Origin of the sequence: Streptomyces spongiicola, from assembly GCF_003122365.1 — a bacterium.
In the GTDB taxonomy this organism is placed as follows: Bacteria; Actinomycetota; Actinomycetes; order Streptomycetales; family Streptomycetaceae; genus Streptomyces; species Streptomyces spongiicola.
Genome location: NZ_CP029254.1, coordinates 2594095 through 2612191 on the forward strand (window position 1 = coordinate 2594095; position 18097 = coordinate 2612191).

Annotated in this window: 17 protein-coding genes and 1 riboswitch; of the genes, 3 read left to right on the top strand and 14 right to left on the bottom strand. The window is 73.8% G+C overall.

Features of this window, described 5'->3' with window-relative positions; translation table 11 throughout:
* Positions 1-441 carry an Lrp/AsnC family transcriptional regulator gene (locus DDQ41_RS11205; protein WP_109294372.1) on the bottom strand — a complete coding sequence of 147 codons (441 nt, stop codon included), beginning with the start codon at positions 439-441 and terminating at the stop codon, positions 1-3.
* Between the two features lie 205 nt (positions 442-646).
* Here DDQ41_RS11205 and DDQ41_RS11210 point away from each other — a divergent pair, with 205 nt between their 5' ends.
* Entirely contained in the window at positions 647-1051 is a 405-nt protein-coding gene (locus DDQ41_RS11210; protein WP_109294373.1) for a hypothetical protein, read from the top strand.
* Between the two features lie 803 nt (positions 1052-1854).
* Here the strand turns inward: DDQ41_RS11210 and DDQ41_RS11220 are convergent.
* Both DDQ41_RS11220 and DDQ41_RS32885 read right to left on the bottom strand, forming a co-directional pair.
* The gene (locus DDQ41_RS11220) at positions 1855-3027 is read right to left on the bottom strand and encodes an acyl-CoA dehydrogenase family protein (RefSeq protein ID WP_109294374.1); all 1173 of its coding nucleotides are present in this window, start codon (positions 3025-3027) and stop codon (positions 1855-1857) included.
* A gap of 397 nt (positions 3028-3424) precedes the next feature.
* A complete protein-coding gene (locus DDQ41_RS32885) occupies positions 3425-3673 on the bottom strand; it encodes an SCO1431 family membrane protein (RefSeq protein ID WP_316681840.1) in 249 nt (82 codons plus the stop codon).
* A 427-nt stretch (positions 3674-4100) separates the two neighbouring features.
* Here DDQ41_RS32885 and DDQ41_RS11235 point away from each other — a divergent pair, with 427 nt between their 5' ends.
* Complete coding sequence (locus tag DDQ41_RS11235) at positions 4101-4781, top strand: uridine kinase family protein (protein WP_245991451.1); 681 nt, start codon at positions 4101-4103, stop codon at positions 4779-4781.
* Between the two features lie 315 nt (positions 4782-5096).
* Positions 5097-7010, top strand: a complete 1914-nt coding sequence (locus DDQ41_RS11240) for an AAA family ATPase (RefSeq protein WP_109294377.1) — start codon at positions 5097-5099, stop codon at positions 7008-7010.
* A 254-nt stretch (positions 7011-7264) separates the two neighbouring features.
* Here the strand turns inward: DDQ41_RS11240 and DDQ41_RS11250 are convergent, their stop codons facing one another.
* The 11 genes from DDQ41_RS11250 to DDQ41_RS11300 all read right to left on the bottom strand — a co-directional run bounded on the left by DDQ41_RS11250 (position 7265) and on the right by DDQ41_RS11300 (position 18089).
* On the bottom strand, positions 7265-8422 hold the full coding sequence (locus DDQ41_RS11250) for a hemolysin family protein (RefSeq protein WP_109294379.1): 1158 nt from the start codon (positions 8420-8422) through the stop codon (positions 7265-7267).
* Entirely contained in the window at positions 8419-9762 is a 1344-nt protein-coding gene (locus tag DDQ41_RS11255; protein WP_109294380.1) for a hemolysin family protein, read from the bottom strand. Before DDQ41_RS11255 ends, DDQ41_RS11250 begins: the two co-directional genes overlap by 4 nt.
* Positions 9763-9947: 185 nt before the next feature.
* On the bottom strand, positions 9948-10400 hold the full coding sequence (locus tag DDQ41_RS11260; RefSeq protein ID WP_109297671.1) for a PH domain-containing protein: 453 nt from the start codon (positions 10398-10400) through the stop codon (positions 9948-9950).
* A 26-nt stretch (positions 10401-10426) separates the two neighbouring features.
* On the bottom strand, positions 10427-11275 hold the full coding sequence (gene hisG, locus DDQ41_RS11265) for an ATP phosphoribosyltransferase (RefSeq protein ID WP_109294381.1): 849 nt from the start codon (positions 11273-11275) through the stop codon (positions 10427-10429).
* A gap of 103 nt (positions 11276-11378) precedes the next feature.
* The gene (locus DDQ41_RS11270; protein ID WP_109294382.1) at positions 11379-11651 is read right to left on the bottom strand and encodes a phosphoribosyl-ATP diphosphatase; all 273 of its coding nucleotides are present in this window, start codon (positions 11649-11651) and stop codon (positions 11379-11381) included.
* A 33-nt stretch (positions 11652-11684) separates the two neighbouring features.
* Complete coding sequence (gene ribH, locus DDQ41_RS11275; RefSeq protein ID WP_109294383.1) at positions 11685-12170, bottom strand: 6,7-dimethyl-8-ribityllumazine synthase; 486 nt, start codon at positions 12168-12170, stop codon at positions 11685-11687.
* Between the two features lie 81 nt (positions 12171-12251).
* Positions 12252-13634 (bottom strand): bifunctional 3,4-dihydroxy-2-butanone-4-phosphate synthase/GTP cyclohydrolase II, encoded by a 1383-nt coding sequence (locus DDQ41_RS11280; protein ID WP_109294384.1) that lies wholly within the window; start codon positions 13632-13634, stop codon positions 12252-12254.
* Positions 13631-14275: a nicotinamide mononucleotide transporter family protein gene (locus DDQ41_RS11285; RefSeq protein ID WP_172607816.1), complete on the bottom strand. Its 645-nt coding sequence runs from the start codon at positions 14273-14275 to the stop codon at positions 13631-13633. Before DDQ41_RS11285 ends, DDQ41_RS11280 begins: the two co-directional genes overlap by 4 nt.
* Positions 14272-14889, bottom strand: coding sequence for a riboflavin synthase (locus tag DDQ41_RS11290; protein ID WP_109294385.1), 618 nt, complete (start codon positions 14887-14889; stop codon positions 14272-14274). The genes DDQ41_RS11285 and DDQ41_RS11290 overlap by 4 nt, the downstream gene beginning before the upstream one ends.
* 2 nt (positions 14890-14891) lie before the next feature.
* Complete coding sequence (gene ribD / locus DDQ41_RS11295) at positions 14892-15968, bottom strand: bifunctional diaminohydroxyphosphoribosylaminopyrimidine deaminase/5-amino-6-(5-phosphoribosylamino)uracil reductase RibD (RefSeq protein WP_109294386.1); 1077 nt, start codon at positions 15966-15968, stop codon at positions 14892-14894.
* Between the two features lie 163 nt (positions 15969-16131).
* A riboswitch (FMN riboswitch) is annotated at positions 16132-16262 on the bottom strand.
* A 663-nt stretch (positions 16263-16925) separates the two neighbouring features.
* On the bottom strand, positions 16926-18089 hold the full coding sequence (locus tag DDQ41_RS11300) for an ROK family transcriptional regulator (protein ID WP_109297673.1): 1164 nt from the start codon (positions 18087-18089) through the stop codon (positions 16926-16928).
* Positions 18090-18097 lie beyond the last annotated feature (8 nt).

An 18097-nucleotide genomic window follows, 5' to 3' on the forward strand; every position in this document is an offset into this window, starting at 1 on the left:
CTAGATTCGCGGCGGCCGTGCCTCGTACGGGGTGGAGAGCACCACGGTCGTGCGGGTGGAGACGCCGGCGAGCGTGCGGATCTGGCCGAGCAGCTCCTCCAGCTCGAGCGGGGTGCCGACGCGGACCTTGAGGATGTAGTTCTCGTCGCCGGCGACGCTGTGGCAGGCCTCGATCTCGGGCACGTCCGCCAGCCGCTCGGCGATGTCGTCGGGGGCGCTCGGGTCGAAGGGTTTCACCGAGATGAACGCGGTCAGGGGCAGGCCGACCTCCTCGGGGTCGACGACGGCGGCGTATCCCCGGATGACGCCCCGCTGCTCGAGCCGGCGCACCCGCTGGTGCACCGCCGAGGTGGACAGGCCCGTAGCCCTGCCCAGATCGGTGTAGCTCATGCGCCCGTCCCTGACGAGCAACTCGACGATCTGACGATCCAGCTCCTCCATGCAGGTCAACCTATTGCCCCAGGAACGTTCCGGCACAGTCGGCCGGCCCTCTGCCCGGGCACCTGCGGCAGGCATGTGACGAACGCCACAGTCGAGCGGCGGTGTCCGCCGGGGCCGCGCGGTTACCCCGGGGACCGGGCGGGAAGTCCTTGGTGTGGTCGAGACCACAAGTGCCTGGTCGGCCCACCCGAGGGGGAGATTCTCCATGCAGAGTGTGAAGCGCACCGGACGCCACGAACCGGAGCCCGTCGATTCCGTCGCACCCCACGAGGACGACGAGTTCGACTCCTACGACACCTTCGAGATGTACCGGGTCGTCTGCCCGGACTGCGCGCAGCCGATCGCGCTGCTCGCGGACGAGCATGTGCTCCCCGAGCACGCGCTGTGCCCGACTCCGTGGAACCCGTTCGTGCTCGCGGTCTGCGCGGGGACGGGGCGGGTCGCGGCGGACGCCCGCCCGGCCGACGACACGCTCGAGGTGCAGGAGCAGGACACCGCACTGCTGCTGACGCTCCCCCAGGGCCTGGACTGGCGGACACAGCCCTTCTCGCACGTCGGCGGCCCGGGGTCACGGCCCCTGAAGGTGCCTCCGATGCGGCGGGCCGCCTGAGCCCTTCGCCACCTCCTGGACTGGCGGACACAGCCCTTCTCGCACGTCGGCGGCCCGGGGTCACGGCCCCTGAAGGTGCCTCCGATGCGGCGGGCCGCCTGAGCCCTTCGCCACCTCCTGGACTGGCGGACACAGCCCTTCTCGCACGTCGGCGGCCCGGGGTCACCGCCCCTGAAGGTGCCTCCGATGCGGCGGGCCGCCTGAGCCCTTCGCCACCTCGCGGATTCCGGCGTACCGCGACGGCAGTGCCGTCGTGGTGCGGCAACGGCCGCGTCCGGCCGTCGTCCGCGGCCGCCCGGCGGCCTTGAGACGGCCTGTCCCGGACGTGTGCGGCCCGTCCTCCTGCCCCGGGGCGCCGACCGGCCGTCCCCCACTCGCCGCACGGGCCGGAGGGGAGTCAGGGCCGTACGGGGCAGCCGGGCACGGCACCCGGACACGGCGGCCCGGGGCGCCGGCCGCAAGAGGGCGGCCGGGAGCGCCGGATCGCGGACGCCCGGTGCGCAGCGAGCCCGTGCACCGCGGTGACGGGGCGAACCGGTGCGCGAGCGGCACGGAGGGTGACTCCGCGCGGCGGGGCGCCGTTGGGAAGGGCATGACCGCGCAGCACCCCGAGGGCGGCCAGGGTCGCCTCCCGCCGATGACGCCGCATCGGGAGGAACCGGTTCCGCACCCTCCCGATCCACCGATCTACCGTGATCTGCTGCACCGCTGGGCCGGTGCGGGGCGGACCCTGCCGGGCCGCCGCGACCACGAGTGGAACCGGCTCGCGGCGGCGCCGGCGTGGACCGGCGGAACCGCCCGGGTCAGCGGGACTCCGGCCCGGCGAGGTGACGGGCGATGACCATCCGCTGGATCTGGTTGGTGCCCTCGACGATCTGCAGCACCTTCGCCTCGCGCATCAGCCGCTCCACGGGGAAGTCCGCGGTGTAGCCGTAACCGCCGAGGACCTGCACGGCGTCCGTGGCCACCTGCATCGCCGTGTCGGTGCAGAACAGCTTGGCCATCGCCGCCTCCTTCGAGAACGGCAGGCCCCGGTCGCGCAGCCGTGCGGCGGCGAGGTACAGCGCACGGCCCGCCTCGACCTTGGTGGCCATGTCGGCGAGCATGAAGCGCAGGCCCTGGAAGTCGGCGATGGGGCGGCCGAACTGCCGCCTGCCGGTGGCATAGGAGAGCGACTCGTCGAGAGCGGCCTGCGCCACACCGATCGCGCAGGCGGCGATGCCGAGGCGCCCCGAGTCGAGAGCGGAGAGCGCGATGGCGAAGCCCTGCCCCTCGTCGCCGACACGGCGGGCGTCGGGAACGCGCACACCGTCGAAGTGGAGCTGCGCGGTGGGCGAGCCCTTCATGCCCATCTTCTTCTCGGGCGCGGCCGCGCTCAGTCCCTCCGCGTCACCCGGCACCAGGAACGCCGAGATACCGCGGGCGCCCTCGCCCCCGGTCCGGGCCAGCACGGTGTAGAAGTCGGCGATCCCGCCGTGGGTGATCCATGCCTTGGTCCCGGTGATGACCCAGTCGGCGCCGTCGCGCTCGGCCCTGGTGCGCAGGGAGGCCGCGTCCGAGCCGGACGACGGCTCGGAGAGGCAGTACGCGCCGAGCAGACCCCCGCCGAGCATCCCGGCGAGGTGCTCGGCACGCTGCTCCTTGGTCCCGTAGCCGGCGAGCGCGTGGCAGGCGAGGGAGTGGACGCTGACGCCGAGGCCGACGGTGAGGCGGGCCCCGGCAAGTTCCTCGAGGACCTGCAGATAGACCTCGTAGGGCTGGTCGCCCCCGCCGTACTCGGAGTCGTAGGGGAGACCGAGCAGTCCCGACTCGGAGAGCAGGGAGAACAGTTCGCGCGGGAAGCGGCCCGCTTCCTCCTCCTCGGCCGCGCGTGGAGCGATCTCCCGCTGGACGATCTCACGGACCAGGGCGATCAGATCCCCGGCCTCCTCGGTGGGCAGTGTGCGGTCCACCGGCTGCGGGGCGCGGTCGGGCATGGCGGCGCTCTCCTCCCTGTCGGGCGATGCGGCGGCCGCACGCCAAGGGTTGAGCGGCGCCGCCGGATGTCACTGGTGCGCCGATGCTGCCCTCCCGGATCACGGAAGTGGCTGACCAGCGGCTGCGTGGCGGCTTGAGTATGCCCCATCGGACGGCGTCCGTCACGGGCGGAAGCCATGCCCCGGCGGCACGCTGCTCCGGGGCCGGTTCTTCCGGGGCCCCGGAGACGGCTCGGCCGGCGGGGCCGATTCACGTCGACCGGCGGAGCGGGTGTACGGCCGGTGCGGGGTGCGGGACCGTCCTCCCGCCACCGCACACGCGGACGCGGACCCGCGGCAACCGGATGGCCATCGCCCCCACCCGCGCCTCCACCGCACACGCGGACGCGGACCCGTGTCAGAGCAGACCCGCGCGAGTGACGAGCATCGCGAGCACCACCACCAGGAGCCACCCCAGGGCGTGTTCGACGATCTTGGGGCCGTCGTCCCCGGGGCCCCCGGTGCGGGACCGACCGGCGGTGGCGGTGGCGGTGGCGGTGGCGGTGGCCATGGTCGCGTTCATGGTCGCGTTCATGGTCGTGGTCGTGGTCATGGTCGCGTTCGGGTTCGGGTTCGGGTTCGGGTTCGTGATCATGGTCGTGTTCACGGCGGCTCGCTCGGTCGTCCTGGTGGTCTCCGGTCGCCCCCTCGGCAGGTCCCGTCCCGCCCTGCCGGGAGGTGCGCGGGGACCTGCCCCGACCACAGTGCCCGCCGCGCCCGCCCCGGTCAGTGACACCGGTCACCGCCGCCCGCGCGGCGGCGGCGCGTCAGCCGGTGCCGGAGGCGGCGGGGGCCTTGCGCTGGGCGGCCGCCGGACGCTCGGGCGGAAGAGGTAGCGGACCCCGCCTGTGCCGGACGCCGGCCTCCCGCTCGCCTCGTAGCGGCTTGGCGCCGAGCCGGATCGCCTCCCGCACCCGTCAGCGACGCCGTCCGCCGGGTGTACGGGCGGGCGGCGTCGTTGACGGGTGCGGCCGGATCGCATGGCCTGCGGCGGTCCGGTAGCGGGTCCGCGTACCCCCGTTAGGGTGATCCCCATGAGCCGCCCGCTGCCACTCGACCGTGCCGCCACCGGACTGCGCGCGCTGCCGCCGTCCTGCGGTCCGGTCCGGCTGGTCGCCGTGGACGGCCACGCGGGCTCCGGCAAGAGCACCTTCGCGGGCCTGCTCGCCGAGGCCCTCGGCGGGGTGCCGGTGCTCCATCTCGACGACCTCGCCACCCACGACGAACTCTTCTCCTGGACCGGCCGCCTGCTCGGGCAGGTGATCGGTCCGTGGTCCCGGGGGCACGGCGCGCTCTACCGCCCCTACGACTGGGAGCTGCGCCGCTTCGGGCCTCCGCGCGGCCTGCCCGCCGCGCCGCTCGTCCTCGTCGAGGGGGTGGGCGCGGGCCGCCGCGCGCTGCGGCCCCATCTGGCCGGGCTGCTGTGGATGGAGCGGGACCCACGGGCATCGTGGATGCGCGGCCGGCGCCGGGACGGGCCGGGGCTCGCGGGTTTCTGGGACACCTGGACGGCCGCCGAGAGCCGGCACTTCGCGGGCGATCCCTCGCGGCCCTTCGCCGACACCCTGATACGCGAGTCGCCCGAGGGGTACGAGTGGCTGCCGGGGCCCGGAGCGACAGCAGGGGCGAACCATCTCCTCACTCAGTGTGACCAGTTCCGACCCCTTACCGGGCGGCCGGGAATCCACCCCGCCGGGTCCGCCAACTCTGCTTGACCCGGGGCCCTTACAGGTCTTACGTTCTCAATGTGCGGCTTTTCGGAGCCGCCAGGACGCGAAGCCCCCGGTTGTTCCCCCGTGATCGGGGGCTTCGTTCTGCCTCCCGGCACCTTCTCCCGGCACCCTTGCGGCACTTCCCGCTCACCCAGGGTCACCGGCCACCCCGCGCCCACGCGCCCTTAATCCGCCGCCCCCTGCCCGGGTACCATGCACTCCGGTGCGGTCAATTCCCGTCCACGACACGGTGGTTCGGCACGCTCCACCGGGCATCCGCCCGGCGGACAGCACGGGGGCAGGTATGTGGGGGACCGGATGGACATCGGCGCGCAGGGCTCACCGGCCCCGGCCGACCTCGCCTGGGTGCGCGGCGTGGACGCCTACACCATGGGCGCCTACCCGCAGGCGGAGGAGGAGTTCAGGACCGCGGTGCGGATCGATCCCGGGATGGCCGACGGCTGGCTCGGACTGCACGCCCTGCGGGCGGACACCACCACCGCGCTGCTGCGGATGTACCGGAGCCGGGAGCGCTTCGGCGAGCAGCGGGCCCGCCACCGCCGCACGCTGAACTCCTGGTACTGGCTGGGCTGGTGGGTACAGCCCGTGCTGGAGAGCCCGCGCGACCTGCTGCTCGCGCACGCCTCGCACTGGCTCGACGGCCGCCATGTGCCGGAGCTGGACCGGGCGCTGGCCGGGCTGCCGCCGGTCGACGCCGACCCGCAGGTCCGGTTTCTGCACGCGTGCCGGGCCTATCTGGTCAAGGACTGGGATCAGCTGGTGCGGCACACCGAGCCGCTCGTCGACGATCCGCTGCTCGGCATCGAGTCCGGTCTGTTCGCCGGTATGGCCCGGGTGCGGCTGGAGATGTACGGGCAGGCCGAGCCGATGCTCGCCGCCGCGCTGATGCGCTGCCGCAGCGAGCAGCCCCAGCGCAAGGAACTCCGCTACTGGCTGGCCCGCGCCCATGAGGGCACCGGCCGCAGCGCTGCCGCACTGCCGCTGTACCGGGCCGTGCACCGGGTGGATCCGGCGTTCATGGACACCTCGGCGCGGCTCGCCGCGATCAACGACTACGACGGCCTCGACGGGACGGACGAGGCCGCGGGACTGGCCGCCGTCTCACTGGCGGGCGCGGGAGCGGGGATGGGGCAGGAGGCGGCGGACCCCCCGCCGTCCGAGGGGGAACCTCCCTTCGTGCCCGAACCGCGCTACGCCGGGGAGCCCCAGCCGCCGCCGGGGGCGCCGGTCCCGGCCGCCGCGGGCCCGGCCGACCGGGCGCGCGAGGAGGCGGGAAACCCCTCCCGCGCGGCGCCCCGGTTCCCGGCCGGGCCCACCGATCCGGTGCTGCTCGCCGAAGCGCTCGCGGAACTGGAGCGGATGGTGGGCCTGGAGCCGGTGAAGCGTCAGGTGAAGGCGCTCTCCGCACAGCTGAACATGGCCAGGCTGCGGGCCGGGCAGGGCCTGCCCGTCCAGCCCCCGAAGCGGCACTTCGTCTTCTCCGGCCCCTCCGGCACGGGCAAGACGACCGTGGCCCGCATCCTCGGCCGGGTCTTCTACGCGCTCGGGCTGCTGGGCGGCGACCATCTGGTCGAGGCGCAGCGCTCCGACCTCGTGGGGGAGTTCCTGGGGCAGACCGCGGTGAAGGCCAACGAGCTGATCGACTCGGCCCTCGGCGGCGTGCTGTTCGTGGACGAGGCGTACGCGCTCTCCAACACCGGCTACAGCAAGGGCGACGCGTACGGCGACGAGGCGCTCCAGGTGCTGCTGAAGCGGGCGGAGGACAACCGGGACCATCTGGTGGTCATCCTCGCCGGCTATCCGGAGGGCATGGACCGGCTGCTCGCCACCAACCCGGGGCTTTCCTCGCGGTTCACCACCCGGGTCGACTTCCCCTCGTACCGGCCGCTGGAGCTGACCGCGATCGGCGAGGTGCTGGCGGCGGCGAACGGCGACGGGTGGGACGAGGAGGCGGTGGACGAGCTGCGGTCGATCAGCGGCCATGTGGTGGACCAGGGCTGGATCGACGAGCTGGGCAACGGCCGCTTTCTGCGCACGCTCTACGAGAAGAGCTGCGCCTACCGGGACCTGCGGCTCTCGGGGTACCCGGGCACACCGACGCGGGACGACCTGGCGACGCTGCGGCTGCCCGACCTGATGCAGGCGTACGGAGAGGTGCTGTCGGGCCGGGGCCCGCGGGACCGCGGGCCGCAGGACTTCGGCGGACCGTGAGCCCCGCGGACACCGCAGACACCGCGGGCACCGCGGACACCGCAGACACCGCGGGCACCGTGAGCCCCGCGGAACCCGCAGACACCGCAGACACCGCAGACACCGCAGACACCGCGGACACCGTGAGCCCCGCGGAACCCGCAGACACCGCGGACCGCGCCCGGAACCGCCCCGCCGGTGCCGGGCCCCGCCGGGAGGAAGGGGACCGGCACGGCCCGGGGACCACGGGATGCGCTTGCCGCGCGGACCCGGCCTCAGACCCTGCTCGGGCTCGGCCGGTGCGAGCGCGCGTCCTGCTGGTGCGGCGGATCGGTCATCAGACCGCTCTGGCGGGCAGCCGTGCGGGTGGGGCCCCGTGCGGGCACCGCGGCCGGTGGCGGCGGGCGGTGGGCGGGATCGCGCACCTCGCCCACCAGCATCTCGAGGACGTCCTCCAGGGCGACGAGGCCCAGGACGCGTCCCGAGGCGTCGGCGACCTGCGCCAGATGGGTGGCCGCCCGGCGCATCACGGTGAGCGCGTCGTCGAGCGGCAGCTCCGACCTCAGCGTGGCCATGGGGCGCCAGACGTGCTGCGGCACGGCCCGCTCGCCGTCGTCGAGCTCCAGTACGTCTTTGACGTGGAGGTAGCCCATGAACCGGCCGTCTCCCTCACCGCGCACGGGGAAGCGGGAGTAGCCGGTGCGGACGGTAAGCTCCTCGATCTCCCCCGGGGTCACCGAGGGCGGCACCGTGACCAGGCAGGAGCGCGCGATCAGGACGTCCGTCACGGGGCGGCTGCCCAGCTCCAGGGCGTCTTCGAGGCGTTCCTGCTCCTCCGCGTCGAGGAGTCCGGCCTGACCGGCGTCCTCGACCAGCCGGCCCAGCTGGTCGCTGGTGAAGACGGCTTCGACCTCGTCCTTCGGCTCGACCCGGAAGAGCCCGAGTACCAGCCGGGAGCAGGCGCCGAGCGCGGCGGTCACCGGGCGGCACAGCCGGGCGAAGCCGACCAGCGCGGGGCTGAGCCAGAGCGCGGTCTTCTCCGGGGCGGCCATCGCCAGGTTCTTCGGCAGCATCTCGCCGACCACGAGATGGAGGAAGACGACGGCGGCGAGGGCGATCACATAGCCGAGCGGGTGGACCAGCCCCTCGGGTACGCGCAGGGCGTGGAACACCGGCTCCAGCAGGTGCGCCACGGTCGGCTCGGCGACGGCTCCCAGGGTCAGCGAGCAGACGGTGATGCCGAACTGGGCCGCGGCCATCATCTGCGGCAGGTTCTCCAGCCCGTGCAGGACCTGCCGGGCCCGGGAGGAGCCCCGGGCGGCGAGCGGCTCCACCTGGCTGCGGCGTACCGACACGAGCGCGAACTCCGCGCCGACGAAGAAGCCGTTGGCGAGCACCAGGAGCAGCGCGAACAGCAGCTGGAGGACGCTCACCGGACGGCCTCCGCCACGGCCTGGGAGGCGCCCGCCGTGCGGACCAGCCTGACCCGTTCGGCGCGGTACCGGTCGACCCGGCGGACCGAGAGCCGCCAGCCCGGCAGCTCCGCGCGGTCGCCGGGCGCCGGGATCCGGCCGAGCAGGTCGGCGACGAGACCGGCGACGGTCTCGTACGGGCCTTCGGGCACGTCCAGGCCTATCCGCCGCAGGGTGAGGACGCGGCAGCTGCCGTCCGCCTCCCAGGCCGGTCTGCCGTCCTCGGGCGGTGCCGGGGCCAGCTCGGGCCGGCCGTCGGCCTCGGCGTCGTGCTCGTCGAGGACCTCGCCGACGATCTCCTCGACGATGTCCTCCAGGGTGACGACCCCGGCGGTACCGCCGTACTCGTCGACGACGACGGCGATCGGCTGCTCGCTGCGCAGGTGCCGCAGGAGCTGCCGCACCGGCAGGGTCCCGGGCACCAGCAGCGGGGGCACCGCGATACGGCCGACCGGGGTACGCGGCCGCTCATGGGCCGGCACGGCGAGCGCGTTCTTCAGATGGACCATGCCGACGATCTCGTCGATGCGGTCCCGGTAGACCGGGAAACGGGAGAGACCGGTGCCGCGGGTGAGGTTGAGGACGTCCGCCGCGGTCGCGGCGGAGTGCAGCGCGCTCATCTTCACCCGGGGGGTCATCACGTGCTGGGCGGTGAGCCCGCCGAGCGAAAGGGTCCTGACGAACAGATCCGCCGTGTCCTCCTCCAGGGCGCCGGCCCGGGCCGAGTGACGGGCCAGGGAGACCAGTTCGCCGGGGGTACGGGCGGAGGCCAGCTCCTCGGCGGGCTCCACGCCGAACGCGCGCACGAGATGGTTGGCCACGGCGTTGAGGAGGGCGATCACAGGCCGGAACACCGCCGAGAAGCGGTACTGGGGACCCGCCACGAACCGGGCGACCTGCAGCGGCCGCGACACGGCCCAGTTCTTCGGGACGAGTTCGCCGACCACCATCTGCACGGCGGAGGCGAGCAGCATGCCGATCACGACGGCGAGGCCCGGGACGGCCGCGCCGGGAATCCCGGCGGCGGTGAGCGGCCCGCCGAGCAGCCGGGCGAGTGCGGGCTCGGCCAGCATGCCGACGACGAGGGAGGTGAGGGTGATGCCGAGCTGGGTGCCGGAGAGCTGGAACGACAGCTCGCGCAGGGCCCGTACGACGGTCCCGGCGCGGTGGTCGCCCTCGGCGGCCGCGCGTTCCGCGTCCGCGCGCTCCACGGTGACCAGGCCGAACTCGGCGGCCACGAAGAATCCGTTGGCGAGGACGAGGAGGAATGCCGCGAACAGCAGCAGTAGCGGGATGATCATGCCGCCGCCTCCCGGGAGGGGGCGGCGCAGGTACTACCGGACGATCCGTCCATTGCCGGAGAGGGTCACTCCTCGGGTAGCAGGGGTGCCTCACGGGCCGTGGCCGGCCCACCGGTGTGAGGCGGAGGCGCGCCCGGCGCCTCCGGGGCAAGAGTAGTCACGAGTCCGCCCCGAGGGCAGGGGACTCAGCGGCCGCCCGTGCCGGTGCCGCGCGATTCGGCGAGCAGTCGCAGGGCGCGGGCGTCGCGGATGGCGTGGTGGCGGGCGATTCCCGGCTGGATCCCGAGAGCCGGAAGGCTGGTGCCGTCACTCAGATCGAGGAACACCCAGGGATCACCCGGACGGAGGTTGACGCGGACGATCTCCGCCCACTCCAGCCTCCGCGTCCGGGTCAGGTTGACGACGGTGACGCCCCGTTCGTCGGCGACGATCCTGGGGCGGCTGAGCAGCGCCAGCACCGCGAAGAACAGCACCGCGGTGAGGACGAAGCTGACCCGCTCCGCCGGGCTGAGCCGCTCCAGGGCGAAGGCGACGGCGGTGATCACCGCGAACATCACCGTCCCGACGGACAGCAGGACCGCCCGGGTGCGGGTGGGCCTGAAGGTCACCGGGAGCGCGGGCAGCTCCTGCCGGTCCATGGACATGCTCTCTACCGTCCCGGTCCTCAGAGGCGGCAGGCGTGGATAGCGGTCGTCAGGATCGCGCGGGCGCCGAGGTGGTAGAGGTCGTCCATGATCCGCTGCGCCTCCCTGGCCGGGACCATCGCCCTGACGGCCACCCAGCCCTCGTGGTGGAGGGGGGAGACGGTCGGGGACTCCAGGCCGGGGGTGAGGCCGACGGCCTGCTCCAGGTGCTCGACCCGGCAGTCGTAGTCCATCATCACGTAGGAGCGGGCGACCAGGACGCCCTGGAGGCGGCGGAGGAACCGCTGCACCTTCGGGTCGTCGGGGTCGGCGCCGGTACGGCGGATGACGACGGCCTCGGAGGTGATGATCGGCTCGCCTACGACGCCGAGGCCGGCGTTGCGGAGACTGGTTCCCGTCTGCACGACATCGGCGATGACCTGGGCGACGCCCAGTTCGATCGCGGTCTCCACGGCCCCGTCGAGGTGGACGACGGAGGCGTCGATGCCCTTGTCCGCGAGGTGCTTGGCGACGATGCCCTCATACGAGGTGGCGATCGTCAGCCCGCCGAACTCCTCGACGCCGGAGGCCGTGCCGGGCTTGGTGGCGTAGCGGAACGTGGAGCGGGCGAAGCCGAGCTGGAGGATCTCCTCGGCACCGGCGCCGGAGTCGAGAAGCAGGTCCCGTCCGGTGATGCCGATGTCGAGGCGGCCCGAGCTGACGTAGATCGCGATGTCGCGGGGGCGCAGGTAGAAGAACTCGACCTCGTTCTCCGGGTCGACGAGGACGAGTTCCTTGGAGTCCTTGCGCTGGAGATAGCCCGCCTCATGGAGCATCTCCCCCGCAGGTCCGGAGAGTGAACCCTTGTTGGGGACGGCGATGCGCAGCATGAGACGGGCTTCCTTCGGGTGCGTGGGTGCTTGCTCGGGGTTGTTCGGGGTTGTTCGGGTGTGTCGGGGTACGGGTCTTCGGGTGGTACGGGACGAGTGTGCCTCAGAGATGGGCGTAGACGTCGTCGAGACCGATCCCGCGCGCGACCATCATCACCTGGACGTGGTACAGCAGCTGCGAGATCTCCTCGGCGGTGGCCTCCCCGCCCTCGTACTCGGCGGCCATCCACACTTCGGCCGCCTCCTCGACGATCTTCTTGCCGATGGCATGGACGCCCTTGTCCACCAGCTCGGCGGTACGGGAGGTCGCGGGGTCGCCGTTGGCGGCCTTGTGCTGGAGCTCGGCGAAGAGCTCCTCGAACGTCTTCTTGGACATGGTGGTCCCACCCTACGCGGAAGTGGCCTCTCCTCAGCGCCAGGGCTCGGATACCGAGCGCAGCGTCGCGGCGGTCGCCACGGCGGCGGTGACCGCCTCGTGCCCCTTGTCCTCCCTCGAACCCTCAAGACCCGCCCGGTCGAGCGCCTGCTCCTCGGTGTCGCAGGTGAGCACTCCGAAGCCGACGGGGACGCCGGTGTCGACGGAGACCCGGGTCAGGCCCTGGGTGACGCCCTGGCACACGTAGTCGAAGTGGGGCGTGCCGCCGCGGATGACGACGCCGAGCGCCACGACGGCGTCGTAGCCGCGTCCGGCCAGCACCTTGGCGACGACGGGGAGCTCGAAGCTGCCGGGGACCCGCAGCAGGGTCGGCTCGTCGATACCCAGATCGCGCAGGGCGCGCAGGGCGCCGTCGACGAGTCCGTCCATGATCTTCTCGTGCCACTGGGCCGCGATGACGGCCACGCGGAGGTCTCCGCAGTTGCGTACGGACAGTTCGGGTGCGCCCTTGCCGCTCACGTGTCTCCTCGTTGCTGGTTCCCGCGGGGTGCCGCAGGCCTGTTCTTGCCGGTTGCAGCTGTTCTTGCCGGTTGCAACTGCTTACTGGTTGCCGCAGGTCGACGCCGTCACGGGGTCGAGCCAGGGCAGGTCGTGCCCCATGCGGTCGCGCTTGGTGCGCAGATACGCCATGTTGTGCTCGCCGGCCTGCACGGGCATGGCCACCCGGTCGAGGACCGTCAGGCCGTGCCGCACCAGGGCGGCGGTCTTGTCGGGGTTGTTGGTCATCAGCCGGAGGCTGCGTACCCCGAGGTCGTCCAGGATCCGGGCGCCGGCGGCGTAGTCCCGGGCGTCGGCGGGCAGCCCCAGCTCGAGGTTGGCGTCCAGTGTGTCCCGGCCGCGTTCCTGCAGCTCGTAGGCGCGGAGCTTGGAGAGCAGTCCGATGCCCCGGCCCTCGTGGCCGCGGAGGTAGACGACGACGCCGCGGCCCGCCGCGGTGACGCGCTCCATGGACTCCCTCAGCTGGGGGCCGCAGTCGCAGCGCAGCGAGTGGAAGATGTCGCCGGTCAGGCACTCGGAGTGGACGCGGACCAGGATGTCCTCGCCGTCGCCGATATCGCCGTGGACGAGCGCGACGTGCTCGACGCCGTCCGCGGTGGAGCGGTAGCCGTAGGCCGTGAACGCGCCGTGCGCGGTGGGCAGGACGACCTCGGCCTCGCGGCGGACGGCAGGCCCCGCTTCGTGGGGGACGGCCGGCTCCGCGCCGCGGCGGTAGGCGATCAGGTCCTCGATGGAGATGATCGTGAGCCCGTGCTTGCGGGCGAACGGGACCAGCTCGGGCAGCCGCAGCATCACGCCGTCCTCGCCGGCGATCTCGACGATCGCCCCGGCGGGACGCAGTCCGGCCAGCCGGGCGAGGTCCACGGCGGCCTCGGTGTGGCCGGGGCGCGCCAGGACGCCGCCGGGCCGTGCGCGCAACGGGAAGACGTGGCCCGGGCGGACGAAGTCGGCCGGGTCGGCCGTGCCGCCCGCCAGCAGCCGCAGGGTGGTGGCGCGGTCGGCGGCCGAGATGCCGGTGGTCACACCGTGCGCGGGCCCGGCGTCGACGGAGACGGTGAAGGCCGTGCTCATCGACTCGGTGTTGTGCGCCACCATCTGGGGCAGCTCGAGGCGCTCCAGTTCCCCGCCCTCCATGGGCGCGCAGATCAGTCCGCGGCACTCGCTCATCATGAACGCGACGATCTCGGGCGTCGCCTTCTCGGCGGCGACGACGAGGTCGCCCTCGTTCTCGCGGTCCTCGTCGTCGACGACCACGACCGGCCGGCCGGCGGCGATGTCGCGGACGGCCTGCTCGACGGGATCGAGGCGCAGCTCGACGGGATCGAGGCGCAGGTCGTCCCCGCCGCCGGCCGGGAACCACGGCGACGGGGCGAACGGACCCGCCGGGTCCGGCAGGACGGTGGTGGGAGACGTACGGGCGCTCATGCTGCCGCTCCTTCCAGAGCAGGGGTCGTACGGGACCGGAGCCACCAGTCGCGCATGCCCCACAGGACGAGCGCGCCGTAGATGACGTAGACGAAACCGGAGAACGCGTAGCCGTTGGCGAAGTTCAGCGGCACACCGACGATGTCGACCAGGAGCCAGGCGAACCAGAACTCGACCATGCCGCGGGCCTGGGCGTACATGGCGACGAGGGTGCCGACGAAGATGTAGGCGTCCGGCCAGGGGTCCCACGACAACGCGGGGTAGGCCGTGAAGAGCAGTGCGACGGCGGCGGTGCCGAGCCCGGCGACGGCGAGCATCAGGGCACGCTCGGGCCAGGTGGCGAAGCGGACTGCGATGGAGCCGTCCCGCGCCCGCGCCCGGCCCCGGCGCCACTGCCACCAGCCCCAGCCGGCCACGGCCATCACGACCACCTGCTTGCCGGCGCTGCCGGTGAGATGGGGAGCGAACGCGGCGAAGAGGATGAGGCCGGAGAGGAACTGGGCGGGCCAGGTCCATATCGAGCGGCGCCAGCCGAGGGCGAGGGCGGCCAGCCCGATCACGTTGCCCGTCATGTCGGACCACTTGATGTGCTGGCCGAAGGCGGTGAACGCCTCGGAGTTCAGCCAGTCGGCGACACTCACCCGGCCGCCTCCCCCGCCCGGCCGGAGCGCTCGCCGAGCATCCGCTCGACGTACTTGGCGATGACGTCGACCTCGAGGTTGACCGGGTCGCCGGGCTGCCTGGTGCCGAGCGTGGTCAGGGCGAGGGTGGTGGGGATCAGGCTGACGGTGAAGTGGTCGCGGCCCGCGTCGACGACGGTGAGACTGACTCCGTCGACCGTGATGGAGCCCTTCTCCACGACGTACCGGGAGAGTTCCGCCGGGAGGGAGACCCTGACCACCTCCCAGTGCTCGGAGGGGGTCCGCTCGACGATCACGCCCGTGCCGTCGACGTGCCCCTGCACGATGTGCCCTCCGAAGCGCCCGTCGGCGGCCATCGGCCGCTCCAGGTTGACCGGGGAGCCGGGGGCGAGCGCGCCGAGGCTGGAGCGCTTCAGGGTCTCGGCCATGACATCGGCGGTGAACTCGCCGCCGGCGGTCTCCACGACGGTGAGGCAGACGCCGTTGACGGCGATGGAGTCGCCGTGCTTGGCCCCCTCGGTGACGACGGGGCCGCGCAGTCGGAAGCGGGAGGCGTCGCCGAGGTTCTCCACAGCGGTGACCTCCCCCAGCTCTTCGACGATTCCGGTGAACACTGTCAGGCTCCCTTGGGGACGGTGGCGGTGATGCGCAGATCGGGGCCGAGACGCACCGACTCGGCCACGTCGAGCCGCAGCGCCTCGGTGATGGTGCTGATTCCGGCTTCGGCGAGGGCCGTGGGACCCGCGCCGAGGAGTACGGGGGCGAGGTAGCCGACGACCCGGTCGACGGCGCCCGCGGCGACGAAGGACCCGGCGAGGGTCGGCCCGCCCTCGAGGAGCGCGGACCGGACCCCGCGCGCGTACAGCGCTTCGAGGAGGGCGGGAACGGACAGGCCGCGGCCGGCCCGGGGGAGCCGGAGAACGCCGGGGAGGCCGGTCTCGGCGTCCTCGGCGACGGCGACGAGGGTGGGAGCGGCACCGTCCAGGACACGCGCGCCCGGCCGCACGGCCCGGGCCTCGGTGTCCAGCACGACCCGCAGCGGCTGGGTGGCGCCGTCGACGCCGCGGGCCGCGAGATGGGGGTCGTCGGTGCGCGCCGTACCCGAGCCGACGATCACCGCGTCGGCCTCGGCGCGCAGCCGGTGGACGTCGGCCCGGGACTCGGGGGAGCTGATCCAGCGGCTGGTTCCGTCGGCGGCGGCGATCCGCCCGTCGAGGGTGGCGGCGTACTTCCACACTACGTAGGGGCGGCCGAGGCACACGGAGGTGAGCCAGGCGGTGTTCCCCGCCGCCGCCTCCGCTTCGAGGAGGCCGTGCTCGACCCGGACGCCGGCCGCGCGCAGGGTGCCGGCGCCTCCGGTGGCCTGCGGGTTGGGGTCGGCGACCGCGTACACGACCCGGGCGATCCCGGCATCGGCCAGGGCCAGGGCGCAGGGGCCGGTGCGGCCGGTGTGGTTGCAGGGCTCGAGGGTGACGTACGCGGTGCCGCCCCGGGCGCGCCCGCCCGCTTCCCGCAGGGCGTGGATCTCCGCGTGTGGCCCCCCGGCCCGCTGGTGGAAGCCCTCGCCGACACGGCGTCCGGACGCGTCGGTGACAACGCACCCGACGACCGGGTTGGGGCTGGTGGAGCCGAGGCCGCGGGCGGCGAGCGCGACGGCTCGGCGCATGGCGTGCGTGTCGGCTGCGGTGGCCACCGGGTCCTCCTGCCTCTTCGGGCACGGACTCCGGGGCTGTCGATGTCGACAGAGAAGCGGAGCAACACCTCGGGAGACGCCGACGTCCACGATTCCGATCGTCCTCGGGGAAACCTCCCGAGAACGATCAGCCGCTCGGCCGGCGGACCGCGAGGGCCGTCCGCCGCGCACTGCCTCCCATCCGGACTTTCACCGTCGGTCCAGGAATTTCACCTGGTCAACCGGCCGCTGGCTGCGGACGGGTCGCGGACTGTAACCGCCGGTTCGGAATTGCACCGACCCCGGAGTGCGCTGCTGCTGATACAGGCCAAGTGTGCCATGAGCACCCGTGGGCCATACGGGTGAACTCGTGTGTGCTGGCTCACAGCGGACCCGGTCGCGGACGGACCCCGCCGCGGACGGACCCGGCCGGCGCGGCGCCCCATTGGCACCGGACCGCGTCCGCCACCCGCCGGTGCGCCGCACACCGCCGAAGGCCCCGGCCGGGGCCTTCGGCGGCGGCCGGGGGCTCCCGGACGGCCGTCCGGGAGGGGGCGGGACCCGCCCGGCGCGGGCTTCCCGGACACCGGTGCGCCGCGCCGTCCGGCGGACCGCGTACGGCTCCTCCGGTGGCAGCGCACGGCCCCGCCGGTGGCAGCGCACGGCCCCGCCGGTGGCAGCGCACAGATCCCCCGGGGCAGCGCACAGCTCCTCCGGCGGCAGCGCGACTCCCCCGGTGGCAGCTCACGGCCGTCCCGAGCCGGCGCCCACCGTCAGAGCGCGGGCGCGAAGACATCGGCCTGCGCCGCGTCCCGCACCGCGAGCAGGCGTCCGGCGGACCGCGCACGGCTCCTCCGGTGGCAGCGCACAGATCCCCCGGGGCAGCGCACAGATCCCCCGGGGCAGCGCACAGATCCCCCGGCGGCAGCGCGACTCCCCCGGTGGCAGCTCACGGCCGTCCCGAGCCGGCGCCCACCGTCAGAGCGCGGGCGCGAAGACATCGGCCTGCGCCGCGTCCCGCACCGCGAGCAGCGCGCCCCGCAGCACCGCCTCACCGCCCAGCGCGGTCGGCCGGATCGCGGTGCGCAGCGGCGACAGGACGGCCAGTCGCGCCTCCACCCGGGCGGCGAGCGCTGCTCCGCCGGCGTACCCGACCTCACCGCCGAGCACCACGCAGCCGGGGTCCAGCACGGCGGCGACGGCGGCGGCCCCGACGGCCAGCCGCCCGGCGAGGGCGTCGAGGAAGGCGTCACCCCGCCCGCCGGGGCACTCCCCCGCCGCCGCCCGTACCGCCTCCTCGGCCTCGCCGCCGATGCCGTGGCGCACGGCCAGCTCCCGGACCGCGGCCGCGGCCGCCAGCGCGTGGAACCCGGCCTCGCAGCCGGTCGCGGACGGCAGACCGCCGGTTCCGGGCACGGGCAGGAAACCGATCTCCCCGGCACCGCCCGACGCACCCCGCCGCAGCGCACCGCCGAGGACGACGGCGGCGCCGACCCCCTGGCCGAGCCAGAGCAGCACGAAGTCGTCCAGGTCGCGGGCGGCACCGAGGCGCTGCTCGGCGACGGCGGCCAGATTGGTCTCGTTCTCCACGAGGACGGTCCCCGGAAGGCGCTGCTGGAGGGCGGCGACGAGTCCGCGATGCCAGGCGGGCAGCGCGGTGGAGTCGCGCAGTTCCCCGGTGACCGGCTCGATCAGTCCGGGCGCGCCTATGCCGACGCTGTGCAGTCGTGTGGCACCGGCCTCCCGGGCGGTGTTCTCCAGCAGGGCCGCGGCCTGCTCGACGGCCGGTTCGGTGCCCGTGTCGCCGCCGATGGGCAGCGTCGCCTCGGCCAGCGTGGTGCCCAGCAGGTCGGCGACCACGACGGTGAGTCCGCGGGTGCGCACGTCGAGGGCCGCGAGATGGGCACGGTCGGCGACGATGCCGTACAGCCGGGCGTTGGGTCCGCGCCGCTGCTCGCCGGCCTCTCCGACGACCCGGACCAGGCCGGACTCCTGGAGCCGTTCCACCAGGTCGGCGACCGAGGGCCGGGAGAGCCCGGTGAGGGTCTTCAGCTGGCCCGCCGTCAACGGGCCCTCCTGCTGGAGCAGTCGGAGCGCGAGCCTGTCGTTGATGGCCCGGGCGGTGCTCGGGGATGCGGGCATGCCGGAAT